We start from the raw sequence: 15155 nt of genomic DNA, 5'->3' as shown, positions 1-15155 counted from the left end.
GAGAACCTTGCCCGCTGAGTCCGACTCGCTGCTGCTGCTCAGCCCCGACCGCTACGTTCTGCGGGCGTGCCGGCGACTCGGCCTGGCCCCCGTGGTGATTTACGGCGGGTACCATCGCGACAACGGCCTCCAGACGATCGCCCCTCCGGCGATACCGGTCTTCTGCGAGAGCCACCGCAGCCCGGAGGCGATCCTCACGGCCCTGCACCGGGCCGGGTTCGCCGACCGGCAGTTCACGGCGGTGCAGACCACTAACGAGTACCTTCTGGTCACCGCCGCGATCCTCGGCCGCGCGCTGGGCGCCCGGGCGATCGACCCCGGAACCGCCGTACGGTTCCGGGACAAGTATCTGCAGAAGCAGCGTGTCCGCGACGCCGGGTTGACGACGGCCCGCGCGGCCGTCATCGAGGACATCTTCGCGATCGACCGGGACTTCACCGTCCCGTTCGACCGAGCCGTCCTCAAGCCGATCACCGGCGCGGGCACCGAGACCACGTCGGTGGTCGACGGGCTCGCCGATCTGCTCGCCGCGGCCGACGGGTACCGCAGGCGGCGGATCGCGTCCAGGACGTTCGTGCTGGAGGAGTTCGTCGCCGGTGACGAATGGACGGCCGACGGCATCGTTTCCGGCGGCGAGCTGCTGTTCTACGGGCTCGGTCGCTACGACCAGCCCTGCCTGTCGACACTGCAGAGCCGGTCGGCGTTGCGGATGCGGAAGTTCGACCCGCAGACCGAGGGCTGGACCTACTCGGCGGCCGACGACACCATCCGCCGGGCGATCTCGGCGCTCGGCCTCGAAGACGGCGTCTTCCACATGGAGCTGTTCCACGATCCGGCTACCGGTAGCGTCACCTTCAGCGAGTGCGCGGCCCGCCGCGGCGGCGCGCTGACCGCCGAGGAGATCCTGGCGAAGTTCAACGTCGATCTCGGGGACGCCGCCGTGCAGTGCGCCCTCGGCCGTAGGCCAGAACTGGACGTACGGGTCCGTCCCGGCACGGTCGGCTCGGTCTACCTGCCGAGCCGGCCCGGCGTCCTGGTGCGCTGCCCGTCGCCGGCGGAACTCACCGAGTTGCCCGGTGTGGAGTTCGCCCGGATAGAGCTTCCCTTCGGTGCCCAGATGGGTGCGTCCGTGGACTCCACGACAACGAGGATCGGCATGGTCCTGCTCACCGCGGACGATCCGGAGGAGCTCGAGCGGCGAAGCGTAGAGGTGCTGCGATGGTTCGACGAGCGTCTCGTCGTCGTGCCCGCCGGCGCCACCACCGCCGGGCTGCGCGAGTGGCATCGCGGACTCGGCAGTTATGAGTTCGCCGACGCCGCCTACGGCGAATGACCGGCTGGACCGGGCGCCTGGCGCGCTTCTTGCCGACGACCTCGGCGGGCCGCCGGATGGCGCTTGTCGCGCTCGTCGACTCCTGCGGCACGGGGATCTTTCTCACCGGCAGCGTGATCTTTCTCAGCCGGGTGGCCGGTCTGAGTGCGGGTCAGATCGGCGTGGGGCTGTCCGTTGCGGGCATCGTCGGGTTCGCGTCCACGGTGCCGATCGGCGTGGCGGCGGATCGCATCGGTGCCCGGCGCATGCTGGTCATGCTTCAGGTGTGGCGCGGCGCGTGGTTCGTGGCCTACGCCTTCGTCGCCGCGTTTCCGGTGTACGTGGTCGTCGCCTGCATGCTGGCGTTGGCAGAGAAGGCGACTGGTCCACTCAACCAGGCCGTGGTCGGCGCCGCGGTCGGTACCGACGATCGCGTGCGCACCATGGCGACGATTCGGGTCGTACGTAATGTGGGCTTCTCCCTCGGCGCGCTCGCCGGCACGATGATCGTCGGCCTCGGCTCCGACACGGGCTTCCGCGGGATCATCCTGGCGAATGCGGCCTCGTTCTTCCTGGCCGCCTTCCTGCTGCGCCGGATTCCGTTGGTGGAACCGGCGACCGCGGCGCGCCGCGGTGGCCTGTGGCGGGGTCTCGCCTCCCTGCGGGACGGACGCTATCTGGCGCTGACCGGCCTCAACGCGATACTCGTCATTCACATGACGATGCTGTCGGTCGGCATTCCGCTGTTGATCGTCACCCGCACCCCGGCGCCGCCCCAGCTGGCGGGTGTGACCGTGCTCGTCAACACCCTCCTGGTGATCCTCTTTCAAGTGCGCGCCTCGCGTGGTTGCGACGACCTCACCGTGGCCGCGCATCGGATGCGGTGGTCGGGAGTCGCCCTGGCCGCGAGCTGTCTGCTGTTGGGGCTGACCGCCGGGGCAGGAGTGATCGTCGCGACGGTCCTCGTCGTGGCCGCGGTCGTCCTGCTGGCGGCGGGCGAGATGTGGCAGTCGGCGGGCTCCTGGGGTGTCTCCTACGAATTGGCTCCCGCCGAACGGCGGGCCGAGTACCTGTCGGTCTTCAGCCTCGGCTCGACCGCACAGTCGGTCGTCGGGCCCGCACTGCTCACCACGGTCGTCGTGCCGCACGGCACGCTCGGCTGGCTCGGCCTCGGCGTTCTGCTGCTCGGCACCGGCCTGGCCCTTCCGGTCGTCGTCGCCCGTGCCTCTCGCCCCGTCGAATCCCACGAGTGGAGCCCACGTTGACATCTCCCCCGCCCGTCCGCGACGTCCTGGTGGTGGGGCGTCGCCGGCTTGAGCTGGTGAACCGGATGGTGCAGGATCCGGATCTGCGCCTGTCACTGATCACGGAGCCGGACTGTCTGCCGCTCTACCCTCCGGTCGCCGCCGTCGAGCTGGTGGACAACGTGCAGAATCTGGATGAGGTGCGAAACGCCGCTCTCAGGCTGATGAACCGCCGCCCCTTCGACGCGGTCGTGGCGCCGGCGGAGAGTTCCATCCCCACGGGCGGCTACCTGCGGACCTATTTGGGGCTGCCCGGAATCCCGTTCGATGTGGCGCATGCCTTCTGCAACAAGAACGCCATGAAGGCCAGGCTCCGGCGGGCCGGCATCCCGGTCGCGGACAGCCGGCTGGTCCCGCTCGCCGACAGCGTCGAGAGGGTCCTGCGGGCGCAGGGCCTGCCGGCGGTGATCAAGCCGGTGTGGGGGGACGGGTCGGCGAACGTCCATGTCGTCCGGGATGAGGCGGAACTGGCCGAGCTGACTCGCCCGGACGGGCCGCTGCTCGGCAGTAGCGCGTACAACGAGCCGCCCTTCCTGGTCGAGGAGTATCTCGAATTCGAGGACGAGTATCACTGCGACGGGCTGGTCCGCGACGGCGAGGTGCAGTTCGCTGCCGTGTCGAAGTACATCGTCCCGTCGCTGCGCTCGATGGGCTCGGTCTTCGGGTCGTACACCCTGCCCGCGGACGACGACGCCGCGCGTGCGGTGGCAGAGCTGCACCGCGAGGTCGTGCGAGCGATGGGTCTCGCCGACTCGGTGACCCATCTCGAAGTGTTCCGCACCCGGCGCGGATTCGTCGTCGGTGAGATCGCCTGTCGGCCGGGTGGCTCGGGTATCCCGCGCAATCTGCTGCGCGCCTACGGCTTCGATACCTGGGAACACTTCCTGGCCACTGAGCTGAACAATCCCCTGCAGTGGCGTCCCGACGTGGCGGACGGATCCTTCGCATGGGTCATGTTCCCGCTGCATCGGGGCGTGGTGAGCCGAGTGCCGGACGCTGGTGTCTTCGCCGATCTCGCCGAGGTGGAAGAGGTCGACATCAAGGTGAAGCCGGGGGAGAGGATCGCCGGGACCCTCTACTCGTCCAGCATGTCCGCCGTGGTGCATTGCCGGACAGACCTGCCCGGAGACGTTCCCGACCTGGTGACCGCGTTGCAGGAGCGGTTCACCGTCGAGTACGAGACGCCGGTGCCGGTTTCATGACCCGGCCTCGCCGCCGCTGTCCGCTCAGCGGTGCGGCCAGCCCAACATCTCACAGGTGACCGGCCACAGGTCCGTCTCCTCCGGCAGGGGAGCGGTAGGTGCGGCGCTGACCGGACCGTGGCGTGGGGAGGGCGCCGCCACAGTGCGGACCCGGCGTGGGACGAGACCGGCGAGCAGGTCGCTGATCTTCGCCCGTCCCGGCGACCCGGCACGCTCGGCCGAGTCCGGGCCGGATGTCTGCACGTGCGGAACGGCCGCTACTCGTGTGCCCACAGCACCGTCCGAGAACGCACCTTCACTCGGCTCCTGCGCGGGCATACGTCCCCTCCTGTGGCTCTGCCGTCAGCGTGGGATGGCCGGTCCACCGTTGCGCACCGTCCGATCGCCACGGTGGTGCCTGAACCGCCGGCCACGGCTGGGACATTAGCAGTCCACGGAGAACTCGTTCGACGGACCTCTATCCCTGGCGGCCGTCGTACAGCCGGGACGGCAAGGCAGGACCGCAACCTGTGGTTGAATCTGCAGAGTTGATTCTCAACTGACAGTTGCATTCACTGGTCTGCCTCGATACCCTTGACCTCGACAGATGCCGCATTGTGTCGCTGCCGCCAGCGGGTGGGGGCGCGGCGCAGTACGCCCGAACGGGAAGGACAACGACGTGACCGATCCCTCGCTCGTGGCCGGAGGAGGTGCGTTTCCCGACAGCCGTTGCCGGCCGGGGTGGCAGCCCGGACCGACAGGCCGTGAAAGCGCCGATCAGTAGAAAGCCGTATCCCTACACCGACCGGCTCCCTGTGCGGTTCGCACAGGCAAGGGCTTGCGTGATCCAGCCCGTCACGCCGGACGGGGGCAGTGTCGGCGGTGCACCGCCGGGTAGCTCCGCACGCAGATGTTGCGTGCCACCGACGACGGACGACCGGCGGCCGAATCAGGCGGCCGCCACGGAGGGCTCAGTCTCGCCGTCGTCCGCCAGGAGCGAGGTCTTGCCCTCCGCCACAATGACTGCGGGGCCCCGCAGGTACGTCGATTCCGCGTTCAGGATGACTGTCAGCGAGCCGCCCGGCACGCGGATCTCCCACTCGCCGTATTCCTCGCCCACGCTGCGTGCGGCGGCGACGGCCGAGGCCACCACGCCGGTCCCACACGACCAGGTCGTGCCCACACCCCGCTCGTAGACCCGCATCTCCGCGCAGTGGTCGCCGATCAGGCGCACCACCTCGACGTTGACGCCGTCGGGGAACCGTGCGATGTCCACGCCGGGCGCCGTGCTCAGATCGAACGTCTCCACCGGAGACTCCACGACGCACGCGAGGTGCGGATTCCCCACCGTGATGTGCAGCCCCTCCACGCGCCGGTCGCCGATCACGGCGGTGGATGTCCCCAGCACCCGGGCCGGACCCATGTCCGCGGTCACATCGCCGGTCATTTCCAGTTCCACGCTTCGCAAGCCGGCCCTGGTGACGACGTCGAAGCGCCCCGGCGCGGCGAGTCCGTACTCCACCAGGTACCGCGCGAACACCCGCAGGCCGTTGCCGCACATCTCCGGGATGCTGCCGTCGGCGTTGCGATAGTCCATGAACCATTTGGCGTGCTGGCAGCGCGCCACGCGCAGCACACCGTCCGCGCCGATTCCCGTACGCCGGTTGCACAGCGCGGCCACCTGCTCCGGCGTCAGTTCGAGCCGACCGCCCGGGTCGGGAACGATGACGAAGTCGTTCTCGGTGCCATGTCCCTTCGCAAACTCCACCTGCCAAACTTTACGACCTGCTGGCGATTGGGATGACGCCGCGACCCCGGCCCCGGGTGAAGATCCCAAGGGCCGGGATCCGCGTCAGCCGATTCTGGCCGGGATCCCGGGCTCGGCGGTGTCGGCCGGTGCGTCCGGCTTCCGTTCCCCGGGCCGCTTCCGGCGGAGCAGCTCCAGTGCCGGCGATGTCGCGGCGGTGGTCAGCAACGCCATCACCACCAGCATCGTGAAGAGGTTCGTCCCGATGACGCCGAGACTCAGTCCGATGTTCAGCACCACCAGTTCGGTCAGCCCACGGCTGTTCATGAGTGCGCCGATGGCCAGGGCGTCGCGCCAGCCCTGGCCGCTCAGCCGGGCCGCGCCGGTGGCGCCTCCCCACTTGGCCAGCACCGCCACCGCGAGCACGGCAGCAGCCCACCACCACTGCCGTGGATCGTCCACCAGCGTCGAAACGCTTGTCTTCAAGCCGGTGACCACGAAGAACAGCGGGAGCAACAGCGGCAGCGTGACGGCTCGCAGGCGGGCCGCCTGCCGCTCGATCATCTGCTTCCCGCGCGGGGTCACGACCCCGAAGAGAAAGGCACCGAACAATGCGTGTACGCCGATCCTGTCGGTCGCCGCCGCGGACAGGCACAGTCCGCTGAACAGGACCACCAGGACCAGGCTGTCGGTGTACCGGCGTTCGGCCCGTTCGGCCCAGCGGGCCAGGATCGGCTGCACCAGGTAGAGCATGGCGAGCGTGAACGCCACCGCCGACAGCGTTGTGGTCAGCGCGTCGAGGGGCGAGCTGCTCTTCGCCATGGCGACCACCAGGGCCAGCAGGCACCACGCGGTGACGTCGTCGACCGCGGCGCAGGCCATCGCCAGCGCTCCCAGCCGGGTCTGGTAGATACCGCGGTCGGTCAGGATCCGGGCCAGTACGGGGAACGCCGTGATGCTCATCGACACCGCGATGAAGAAGGCGAACTCCCGCAGGCCGACACCCTTGGGTGCGAGTGAGTGGTACATCGCCAGAGCAAGCAGCGAACCGAGGGCCAGCGGCAGCGCGATGCTCGTCTGGCTCACCGCTACCGCGATCCTGCCCTGGCCGCGCAGGGTGCCGAGATCCAGCTCCAGTCCCACCAGGAACATGAACGCGAGCAGTCCCAGGTTGCCCAGGGTGCTGAGGTAGGGCAGTACCGATGCAGGGAACAACCAGTCCTGGGCGGCGGGACACAGCCAGCCCAACAATGACGGTCCGAGCAGGATGCCGACCGCCATCTCGCCCACGACGGGCGGCTGGCCGACCCGGCGCATCAATCCTGAGCCGGCCTTGCAGGCCAGAATCACCGCCGGGATCGCAATCAACAGATCGGGTAGAGAGTCGTGAATCGCTTCCGCTGCCATGAGTCTCCAAACGGGGATTGCTCATAGGAGCGGCCATGCCGACGTGAACTCGTCAGCATGGCCGCGGCGCTATGGTTTTCAGTCGGAAATGCGGGGCAGCGTGCGAGCTTCGCGGCTGCCGTCGAAGTAGGGGCTCTCGTAGATCAGCTCGCCGTCCTCGGAAGCGATCGTCTCGTTGTAGTTGCTCGGCACCGTGTAGTTGAAGACTGCCCTCGGGTAGCCGAGCATCTCGACGCGGTGCTTGTCGTATCGCGCACTGGTCGACGAGAAGCGCAGGACGTAGGCCAGCCGGGACGGGATCGGGCCCTCACCCAAGGGCACGCTGCCGTGCAGGACGTACTTGTCGAACAGCAGGGCGTCGCCCAGCTGGAAGGAGTCCTCGACCGCGAAGTGGTCCAGCAGGCTGAGCATCTCGGGCGAGTTGATGATGTCGTTCTTCATCGCACTGAAGTCGCTCCAGGAAAGCTCACGCCCGGCTTCGATCTCGTGCTTCAAGTACTCTGGGACGAGGTTGATCTGCTGGTACACGAATTCGCCGGACAGCAGTTCCTTGGAAAGGTATTTCATGCCCCCGCGCTGGCCGGCGGGGTTGATCTCGCACAGGGGTGTCCAGATGGTGCAGCCGAAGTCCTCCCTGCGCTGGTAGCCGAAGCTCTGGCTGCCGACGTGCCAGGGGGCGCCGGTGCTCTTGTTCTTCTCCAGCTCGAAGCCCAGCCCCTGGGTGAAGAAGATCTCCTCGTCGATGAGCTTGGACATCGCGGCCGCGAAGGCCGGCTCGCCCGTGAGCTTGAGAATGGTGGGATCGTCATTGCACATGTCGTACTTCAGCCGGCTGAAGCCCTTGCCGTAGTTGTCGGACGGCGCCGTGACCTGGGACGTTCCCAGCGTGCGCATGTGCTCGATGAGGTCCGGCGAGAAGATGTTCCGAAGCTTGACGAAGCCGTGCTTCTTGAAGTGCTCCACGTCCTCCGTGCTGATGGAGAAGTCCGGATTGATCACTGCTGCTCCTTGACTCGTTTCGATACACGCCAGAGGCGGGCGCCACCTGGGTGTGATGCGCCGGCGCCCATTGATGGGCGCGGGTCAATCGGATTTGTCGCCGAGGGTCATGTGGTCACAGTTCACCCATCGCGGAAGGCGGGCAGAATGCGGCCGCCGCGATAAAGACCCGACGGCGTCTGCCGTGCGAGCCGAACAATGCGGGTGATGATCGAGTGGCGCGGCGGGTGATCGCAGACACTCGGCAACGGGGACCGAAGTGGCAAGCTTCGGAAATGTGGGCCACGGCGTGAATGCGCCCCTTGCTGGCCCGTCCGGATCGGAGTCTGCCACACAAGATCCGGATGGGCGTACCCGAAATGATAGTGACTCGGATCACACCGTACGGAAATCGCAGGTAAGAGGCAGTATCGGGTTCGAAAACCCACCGGTCGACGGGCTGGATCGATGCGTTCCATGGTGGACCGTGGTTTAATCTCGGCGGTCGTCACCCGATCCACCCGCAGACGGTGAGCGCACTGATTTCGCACGGTTGCATGCGCCTGTGCTCGGCGCGGTGACCGCCCACCCTCGCACAACGAACGCCGTTGTCATCCTGATCGCCCGGACACGCACGGGCGTGGCGCGTTGCGAGTGAGCCAGGCGAGAAGTGACGCCTCGGGTTCGCTCGCGGTCCGTTGAGGGCGTTCCGCGAAACCGCCCGACCCCAGCCTTGTCCAGGATCCGACCCCGTCGCGCCGGTAGTGCCCGGCCCGGGTGTCGATGACCGGCTGTCCGTACCCGTTTGGAGAGCAACCCGTGACACCTTTATGCCTGCGGTCGGCCGTGCCCGCCGACCAGAACCCGTCGCCCGCACCCGAGGCGATCTGCCGCGGATATCGCGGGGTCGGGGAGCCGGCCCCGCCGGGGGCGCCCGCCCGGGCGACGCGCTCGCTGGGACCACTGCCGGATGCCGCCACGGCCCGCGCGGCGACAGCTGCCACCCGGGTGAACGAGCTCATCCGGGCGTACGCCGGGACGGACGAGGTTCTCCGCCCCTGGATGGTGGACGCGCACCTCGAACGACTCCACCTCGCTTGTGCGGACCTGGGATGGCGCCGCGACTTCAGATCCGATGCGGCGGAGATGATCGGCAGGTTGGTCGACCGGCACATCCCGGCGGAAGACGCCTGCATCGACGTCACCGTCGAGCTCGCGCCGCACCCGGCCGGAACGCGCGAGCCGACGGTGAGCCTGACGGCAGCCATCGCCCCCCGTTCGCGGACCCGGTGGCTCGCTACGGGCGCCGGCATCGACCTGTCGGCCGGCATCGGCGACGGACCGGTCCGGCTTGCTTCCTCCGGAGTCGTCGCCGAGTCCGAGCTGACCGTCCTGGTGATCTCCGACGGCCGGGTCATCTGTCCCCCGGCGGCGGACCCGGAGCGTCCGCCGGTCATGCGGAGCTGGGTGCTCTCCGCCGTTGCGGAACTCGGGCTCGACCTGTCGGTCGGGCAGCCGCTCCCGGCGCAGCTCGGCGCCGCTCAGGAGGTCATGGTGTGCGGCACGGAGCTGGAGTTCGCTCCGGTCCGTTCCGTCGACGGAGCCGTCCTCAGCGACTGGCCGGCGTGCCCCGTGAGCACCCTGATCGTGGATCGATTCTTTCGGCAGGCCCGCGCCCGGAGGTAGCGGCCGGCAGAAGTCCCACCACTGCAACGACCCCTCGAGGAGCAAGGAAGATGGACGTTCTGACCGCTGTCGTCACCCGTCGCAGCCGGCATGCACTGCACGAACCGGCACCGTCCGATGCCGAGTTCACGGAGCTGCTCAAGGGTGCGGCGGCAGCTCCCGATCACGGCAAGATGCGGCCGTGGCGGTGGATCCTGGTGCGCGGGCACGAGCGCGACACCCTCGGCCGGCACCTGGCGATCGGCGAACCGCCGGAGGAGCAGGCCCGCACCGTCCAGCGGATGCTTCGAGCACCGCTCGTGGCGGCGCTGGTCTTCTGCCCCACAGAGAATCACAAGGTCCCCGAGTGGGAACAGCTGGCCGCGGCGAGTTCGGTGGCGTACGGGCTGATGTTGCTGCTGCATTCCCGGGGGTACGGCAGCATCTGGCGCACGGGCCGTCTGTGCACGAGCCGGTCCGCGCACGAACTGCTGGGCCTGACGCCCGCAGAGCGGCTCCTGGGTTCACTGGACATCGGCACGCCCGACGATCTGGAGCCGGTCAACTCGCGACCGGTCGGAAACGTCACCGAACGGGTCGCCACCTTCGCGTCGCTGCCGCGGACCGGGCGCGCGGATGCGGGGCGGACGTCATGAACGTCCTGTTCGTGCACGTCAAGGGCAACGTCCTGCCGGATCACATCCGGGACGCACCGGAGATCGGCCACCTCACGGTCATCACCGAGCCGGGCCACCTCCAACGGTACGGCCCCGACGTCGATGTGCGTCTCGTCGACGACGTCGAGAACGTGGAGCTCCTGCGCCTTGCCGTGCTGGACCTCCTGCGCGAGCGTCACATCGACCGGATCTTCGCGCCGTTCGAGCGGGGCCAGACCCAGACCGGCTATGTCCGCACGTATTTCGGCATCCCCGGCATCGGGCCGGAGGTCGCGCACGGCTTCTCCCACAAGTACGCGATGAAGCAGCGGTTGCAGCGGGCCGGGCTGCCGGTCACGGATTTCCGGCTCGCCTACGGTCTCGACCAGGTGCCCGGGGCTGCCGCCGACCTCGGCTGGCCGGTGGTGGTCAAGCCCGTGGTCGGCGGCGGGTCGATGGACATCAGTGTCGTCCGATCGGCCGAGCAGCTCGCGGAGTTCGCCGCCTCCCCGGACGCCGCCTCGATCCGCGCCCTGCGCTGCCCCCTGATCGTGGAGAAGTTCGTCGACGTCGTCGCCGAATACCACTGTGACGGCGTGGTACGGGGCGGCGAGGTGGTGTTCGCGGCCGCCTCGCGCTACCTGACGCCGGTCCTGGATCACGGCGCGTTGTTCGGCTCGGTCACCCTGCCCGCCGACGACCCGGTGGGCGTACGGATCGAAGAACTGCATGCCCGTGCGGTTGCCGCCCTCGGACTCGTCGACGGTGTCACCCACATGGAGTTCCTGGCCACGTCGGACGGGTTGCTGGCCGGAGAAATCGCCTGCCGGGCGGCGGGCGGTGGCATCCCGCACGCCCTGAGCCTGCACGCCGGCGTCGATGTGTGGCGGGCGAGTCTCCAGCTGGCGCTGGGCCTGGATCCGAAGGTGGACGATGCGCCCGTCGCGGGCGTCACGGCTCACTGCTACCTCCCGCTTCGGCCCGGCCGCGTCGTCGCGTTGACCGGTGCCGACGAATTGCGGGCCCTGCCGTCCGTCGTCGATGTGACGCCGCTGCTGCGGGTCGGGGACGTCGTGCCCGAACGCATCAACTCCGCAGCCGCGAGCGCGCTGGTCTTCCTGCAGGCGCCTACCACCGAGCAGGCCGAGGCAGCGGTGGCCCGCGTGTACGAGGCGTTCCACATCGACATCGAGGCACGGTGACCATGAACTACCTGATTCTCAACCGGAGTGCGCTCGCGACCCGGCCCTACCGGGCGTGGATCGGCGAGGGACACCGGCTCGTCCTCATCTCGGACGCCCGCGGGCTGAACGCTGACGATGCCGAACGCCAGGCGGAGCTCGCCACCTTCGACGACGCGGTGATCATGTCCGACTATCACGACAGTGTGCTGGTGGAACACGAGGTCCTGCGGTTGCACGCGGAGGTGCCCATCGACGAGATCATCGCCACGTCGGAGTTCGACCTTCTCCGCGCCGCCCGGCTGCGTGAGCTGCTGGGGCTGAAGGGCCAGACCGAGTTCAGTGCCACGGCGTTTCGCGACAAGCTCGCGATGAAGGACCTGCTCTCCGAGGCCGGCGTGCCGCTGACGCCGTACGCGGCGGTTCCCGCGGTTACCTCGCTGGTTCGATTCACCCGGCAGCACGGGTTTCCCGTGGTGGTCAAGCCCCGGCGCGGCGGTGGCTCGATGGGCGTGGAGGTCCTGCACGACGAGGAGGAGATGTGGGACTTCGCGACCCGCGCGGAGGGCCTGGGCGCGGACGACGACACCGCGCTGCTCGTCGAAAAGTACGTCGAGCATGAACTCTTCCACGTCGACGGCCTGATGGTCGGTGGTCGGGTCGTGCTGATGTGGCCGTCCTCCCAGGGAGCCACCACATGCCTCGGGATGTTGGCGGGCGACATGCTCCACAGCACCATGCTGGACGCCGACGATCCGCTGCTCGACCCGCTGCGCAGCCTCACGCGGACCGTACTGGAAGCCATGCCGACGCCGGACACCACCATCTTCCACGCCGAGTTCTTCGGTACCGCGAACGGTCTGGTCTTCAACGAGATCGCCTGCCGCATGGCCGGCGGGCGCATCGAGGAGCAGGTCCGCATCGGTTTCGGCGTTCACCTCCCGGAGCTCTACATACGCGCGCTGACCGGGGGCGTGCTGCCGGAGATTCCGGCGCGGCCCGTCCGGATCGGCGGGCTCGCCCTCTTCCCGCCCCGCCCGGGGGTGCTGCGTGCGGTTCCCGGCGAATGTCCCCTCCCCGGTGTCACGGGATTCAAGGTCATGGCACCGATCGGTGCGCGACTGAACCAGGCGCACACCAGCGTGGAGAACTTCGCCTCGGCGCTGATCGCGGCGGAGACCCGCGCTGAGGCGGAGCGGATCATCGACGATCTGAAGAGCTGGGTCGAGACCGGGACGGTCATCGAATCCACGTCCGTGGGCACCGGTATCTGATGCGGCGAACCCTTGCCCTTGTCCGCGGGACGCCGGGCTGTCTGCTGCTGTTGTTCGGCAACTTCGCGATCACGTTCGGCACCAATCTGGTCCTGCCGTATCTGGCCGTCTACCTCAGCGCCGAGCGGGGCACCTCCGCCTGGGCCATAGCCGCGGCCTTCACCGCCAAGCTGTGGGCCCAGCAGGGCCTGATGGCTCTCGGCGGTTCGATCGGCGATCGCATCGGCACGGTACGCACCATGTGTCTGGGGCTGCTGCTGCGCGCCCTGTCGTACGTGCTGGTCGTGACCGCGGTGTCGGACGTCGGCGCGGTGATCGCCTGCGGCCTGCTGGGCGTGGGCAGCGCCCTGTACATCCCAGCGGGCAAAGCCGCCCTCGCGCGGCTGGTCGACGGCCAGGCGGAGATGACTGCCGTCTTTGCGCTGCGCAGCACCGCCAACAACGCGGGCACCGCACTCGGCCCGCTGGCCGGCGGGTTGCTGCTGTTCCTCGCCGCACCGGAGGCCACCCTTCTCGTTGCTGCCGGGTTGTTCCTCGCGCTACTGCCGCCGTTGTGGCAGCTACGCCACCGGATACCGCACACCGTGCCGCAACCCGCCGCGGTCGCTCGGGGCGGCATGCTGTCGATCCTGCGTTCCCACCCGCGCATGCGGTGGATCGTCCTGACAGCCGTCACCTTCGGCTTCTGCTATGTGCAGATCGAGTACGCCATGCCCATCACCGCGGCCGCGGAGCAGGGCAAGTCCTTCGTGGGCGTGCTCTACACGGTGAACGCGGTGGCCGTGGTGGTCCTGCAGCTGTTGCTCTCCGCCCGCCTGGGACGGCTGGTGAACGCGGCGGCCGTCATCGCGGGCGGCCTGGGCGCGATGGCCGTGGGTTTCGGCGTGTTCGGTCGCGGCTCCGCCGGCTTCCTGGTGCTGGGCGTCGTGCTTTTCACCGTCGGTGAGGTGGTCGTCGACCCGCGGCTGGACAGCGAGGTCGCCCGGACGGTCCCGGTGGCGCAGCACGCCACTGCTTTCGGGCTGGTGGGGTTCGGCGTCGCCGTGGGCGGGACCCTCGCCAACGTCGGGGCGTCCTCCGCGCTCGGGCCGGCTCGGCTGGGTGACCGCTACTGGCTGTTGCTTCTCGGAACGGTGGCGGCGCTCGCCGTGACGACCCGGGTGTGCGCACCCCGCGTCCGCCGATCGGCCGTCACCGAGCGATCACCGACGCCGGTCGAGGCCGCCGCGAACTGAGCCATGAGCTGCCGCGTGCAGGCTGCGCGGCGAGGGTCATCCGTTCGAGTGATCTTTCCGGTGCCGGCCCGTCGCCGTATCGTTGGCCGGCTGCGGCGGTCGCGGCCAGAATGTGGCGGCGGGTGGCCCCGCTCAGGCGCAGGTTCGATAATCAGCGCATGCAGTCGGCGTCGACGGTGGCGTTCGCCTCGTTCGAGGCGCGGGACGTGGATCAGGCCCGGGAGATGCTGACGCGGGCGGTGTTCCCGTTGTCGATGCTCCCGCTGAGCAGCGACCGCCCGTACTGGTGCCGATATGAACAGGTGGGGTTCGGGCCGCTGGTGGTGTCCCGTGCGTTTCACAATGCCGCCCTGCGGGTGACAGTGCCGGAGGTGTCCACCGTCTACACCGTCGGTTTCGCTCAGGGCGGGCAGCTGCGATCGCTGCATCGGGGCGCCGAGGTCGAGGTCAGCACCACCACCGCGGCGCTCTTCCAGCCGGTCGGGGACATTCGCGTCGATTCGGCGGCGGCCAGCACGAACTTCACCGTGACGCTCGGGCGCGCCGAGCTGGAATCGACGTTGAGCACACTGCTGGGCCGCGATGTGGCCGGTCCGATCCTGTTCGCTCCGGCGATGGACATGGCCGGTGGGCCGGGCCAGGGCTGGTCGAGGCTGGTACGCACGCTGGCCGCCGAAACGGGCGACGCGCACAGCCTGGCCGCGCATCCGGTGGTGATGCAACCCATGGTCGACGCGATCCTGCGGGGCCTGCTGCTGGTCGCCGAGCACCCGGACCGCGACGCGCTGCACGAGCCGGCGGACCAGTGCCGGCCGGGGCCGGTACGCCGGGCCGTGGACGCGATCCACGCCGATCCCGCGCAGCCGTACACACTGACCGCGCTGGCCCGCATCGCCCATGTCAGTGCGCGAGCCCTGCAGCAGGGCTTCCACGCGCAGATCGGCACCTCACCCATGAACTATCTGCGGCATGTGCGCCTCGCGCACGCCCACGATGACCTGCGCACGGCCGACCCGGCCCGGACGGGCGTCGCCGCGGTGGCGTACCGATGGGGATTCGCCCATCTGGGTCGCTTCGCCGCCTACTACCGGGCGGTCTACGGGTGTGCGCCGTCGGAGACGTTGAATCGCTGCTGACGGCCACCGCGGGTCGCTCGAACTCCCGGTTCCACAATCCACCGTGACGGTGCACACTCGTGGTCACGCGACGTCGATG

Annotated in this window: 12 protein-coding genes; 9 read left to right on the top strand and 3 right to left on the bottom strand. The window is 69.0% G+C overall.

The features are described from left to right. Nucleotides 1–7: 7 nt before the first annotated feature. From ACMCNN_RS27825 to ACMCNN_RS27815, 3 genes are read left to right on the top strand one after another with little or no spacing between them, the layout of a single operon-like run. A complete protein-coding gene (locus ACMCNN_RS27825; protein WP_412743449.1) occupies nucleotides 8–1333 on the top strand; it encodes a hypothetical protein in 1326 nt (441 codons plus the stop codon). Next, the gene (locus tag ACMCNN_RS27820; RefSeq protein ID WP_412743448.1) at nucleotides 1330–2577 is read left to right on the top strand and encodes an MFS transporter; all 1248 of its coding nucleotides are present in this window, start codon (nucleotides 1330–1332) and stop codon (nucleotides 2575–2577) included. Before ACMCNN_RS27825 ends, ACMCNN_RS27820 begins: the two co-directional genes overlap by 4 nt. Beyond that, the gene (locus tag ACMCNN_RS27815) at nucleotides 2574–3818 is read left to right on the top strand and encodes an ATP-grasp domain-containing protein (protein ID WP_412743447.1); all 1245 of its coding nucleotides are present in this window, start codon (nucleotides 2574–2576) and stop codon (nucleotides 3816–3818) included. Before ACMCNN_RS27820 ends, ACMCNN_RS27815 begins: the two co-directional genes overlap by 4 nt. Before the next feature lie 928 nt (nucleotides 3819–4746). Here the strand turns inward: ACMCNN_RS27815 and dapF are convergent. The 3 genes from dapF to ACMCNN_RS27800 all read right to left on the bottom strand — a co-directional run bounded on the left by dapF (nucleotide 4747) and on the right by ACMCNN_RS27800 (nucleotide 7950). After that, nucleotides 4747–5565: a diaminopimelate epimerase gene (dapF, locus tag ACMCNN_RS27810; protein ID WP_412747293.1), complete on the bottom strand. Its 819-nt coding sequence runs from the start codon at nucleotides 5563–5565 to the stop codon at nucleotides 4747–4749. An 84-nt stretch (nucleotides 5566–5649) separates the two neighbouring features. Next, nucleotides 5650–6951: a cation:proton antiporter gene (locus tag ACMCNN_RS27805; protein WP_412743446.1), complete on the bottom strand. Its 1302-nt coding sequence runs from the start codon at nucleotides 6949–6951 to the stop codon at nucleotides 5650–5652. A 78-nt stretch (nucleotides 6952–7029) separates the two neighbouring features. Continuing rightward, complete coding sequence (locus tag ACMCNN_RS27800; RefSeq protein WP_412743445.1) at nucleotides 7030–7950, bottom strand: phytanoyl-CoA dioxygenase family protein; 921 nt, start codon at nucleotides 7948–7950, stop codon at nucleotides 7030–7032. Nucleotides 7951–9075: 1125 nt separating this feature from the next. Here ACMCNN_RS27800 and ACMCNN_RS27795 point away from each other — a divergent pair. From ACMCNN_RS27795 to ACMCNN_RS27770, 6 genes are all read left to right on the top strand, one after another. Then, entirely contained in the window at nucleotides 9076–9615 is a 540-nt protein-coding gene (locus ACMCNN_RS27795) for an aminotransferase class IV (protein WP_412743444.1), read from the top strand. Nucleotides 9616–9665: 50 nt separating this feature from the next. Then, nucleotides 9666–10250, top strand: a complete 585-nt coding sequence (locus ACMCNN_RS27790; protein ID WP_412743443.1) for a nitroreductase — start codon at nucleotides 9666–9668, stop codon at nucleotides 10248–10250. Then, nucleotides 10247–11452 carry an ATP-grasp domain-containing protein gene (locus ACMCNN_RS27785; RefSeq protein WP_412743442.1) on the top strand — a complete coding sequence of 402 codons (1206 nt, stop codon included), beginning with the start codon at nucleotides 10247–10249 and terminating at the stop codon, nucleotides 11450–11452. Before ACMCNN_RS27790 ends, ACMCNN_RS27785 begins: the two co-directional genes overlap by 4 nt. Nucleotides 11453–11454: 2 nt before the next feature. Beyond that, nucleotides 11455–12705: a hypothetical protein gene (locus ACMCNN_RS27780; RefSeq protein WP_412743441.1), complete on the top strand. Its 1251-nt coding sequence runs from the start codon at nucleotides 11455–11457 to the stop codon at nucleotides 12703–12705. Continuing rightward, the gene (locus ACMCNN_RS27775) at nucleotides 12705–13940 is read left to right on the top strand and encodes an MFS transporter (protein ID WP_412743440.1); all 1236 of its coding nucleotides are present in this window, start codon (nucleotides 12705–12707) and stop codon (nucleotides 13938–13940) included. The genes ACMCNN_RS27780 and ACMCNN_RS27775 overlap by 1 nt, the downstream gene beginning before the upstream one ends. Before the next feature lie 158 nt (nucleotides 13941–14098). After that, on the top strand, nucleotides 14099–15076 hold the full coding sequence (locus ACMCNN_RS27770; RefSeq protein ID WP_412743439.1) for an AraC family transcriptional regulator: 978 nt from the start codon (nucleotides 14099–14101) through the stop codon (nucleotides 15074–15076). The last annotated feature ends 79 nt before the right edge of the window (nucleotides 15077–15155 follow it).

It is taken from the genome of Krasilnikovia sp. MM14-A1004 (assembly GCF_047159485.1).
Classification (GTDB): Bacteria; Actinomycetota; Actinomycetes; order Mycobacteriales; family Micromonosporaceae; genus Actinoplanes.
The sequence above is the reverse complement of the archived record's forward strand: the minus strand, read 5'-3'. Positions and strand labels throughout refer to the sequence as shown.

Coding starts and splice junctions, on each gene's coding strand:
- ACMCNN_RS27795 (WP_412743444.1), top strand. CDS start 9,076: ATGATCGGCAGGTTGGTCGACCGGCACATCCCGGCGGAAGACGCCTGC.
- ACMCNN_RS27770 (WP_412743439.1), top strand. CDS start 14,099: ATGCAGTCGGCGTCGACGGTGGCGTTCGCCTCGTTCGAGGCGCGGGAC.
- ACMCNN_RS27785 (WP_412743442.1), top strand. CDS start 10,247: ATGAACGTCCTGTTCGTGCACGTCAAGGGCAACGTCCTGCCGGATCAC.
- ACMCNN_RS27775 (WP_412743440.1), top strand. CDS start 12,705: ATGCGGCGAACCCTTGCCCTTGTCCGCGGGACGCCGGGCTGTCTGCTG.
- ACMCNN_RS27805 (WP_412743446.1), bottom strand. CDS start 6,951: ATGGCAGCGGAAGCGATTCACGACTCTCTACCCGATCTGTTGATTGCG.
- ACMCNN_RS27780 (WP_412743441.1), top strand. CDS start 11,455: ATGAACTACCTGATTCTCAACCGGAGTGCGCTCGCGACCCGGCCCTAC.
- ACMCNN_RS27790 (WP_412743443.1), top strand. CDS start 9,666: ATGGACGTTCTGACCGCTGTCGTCACCCGTCGCAGCCGGCATGCACTG.
- ACMCNN_RS27820 (WP_412743448.1), top strand. CDS start 1,330: ATGACCGGCTGGACCGGGCGCCTGGCGCGCTTCTTGCCGACGACCTCG.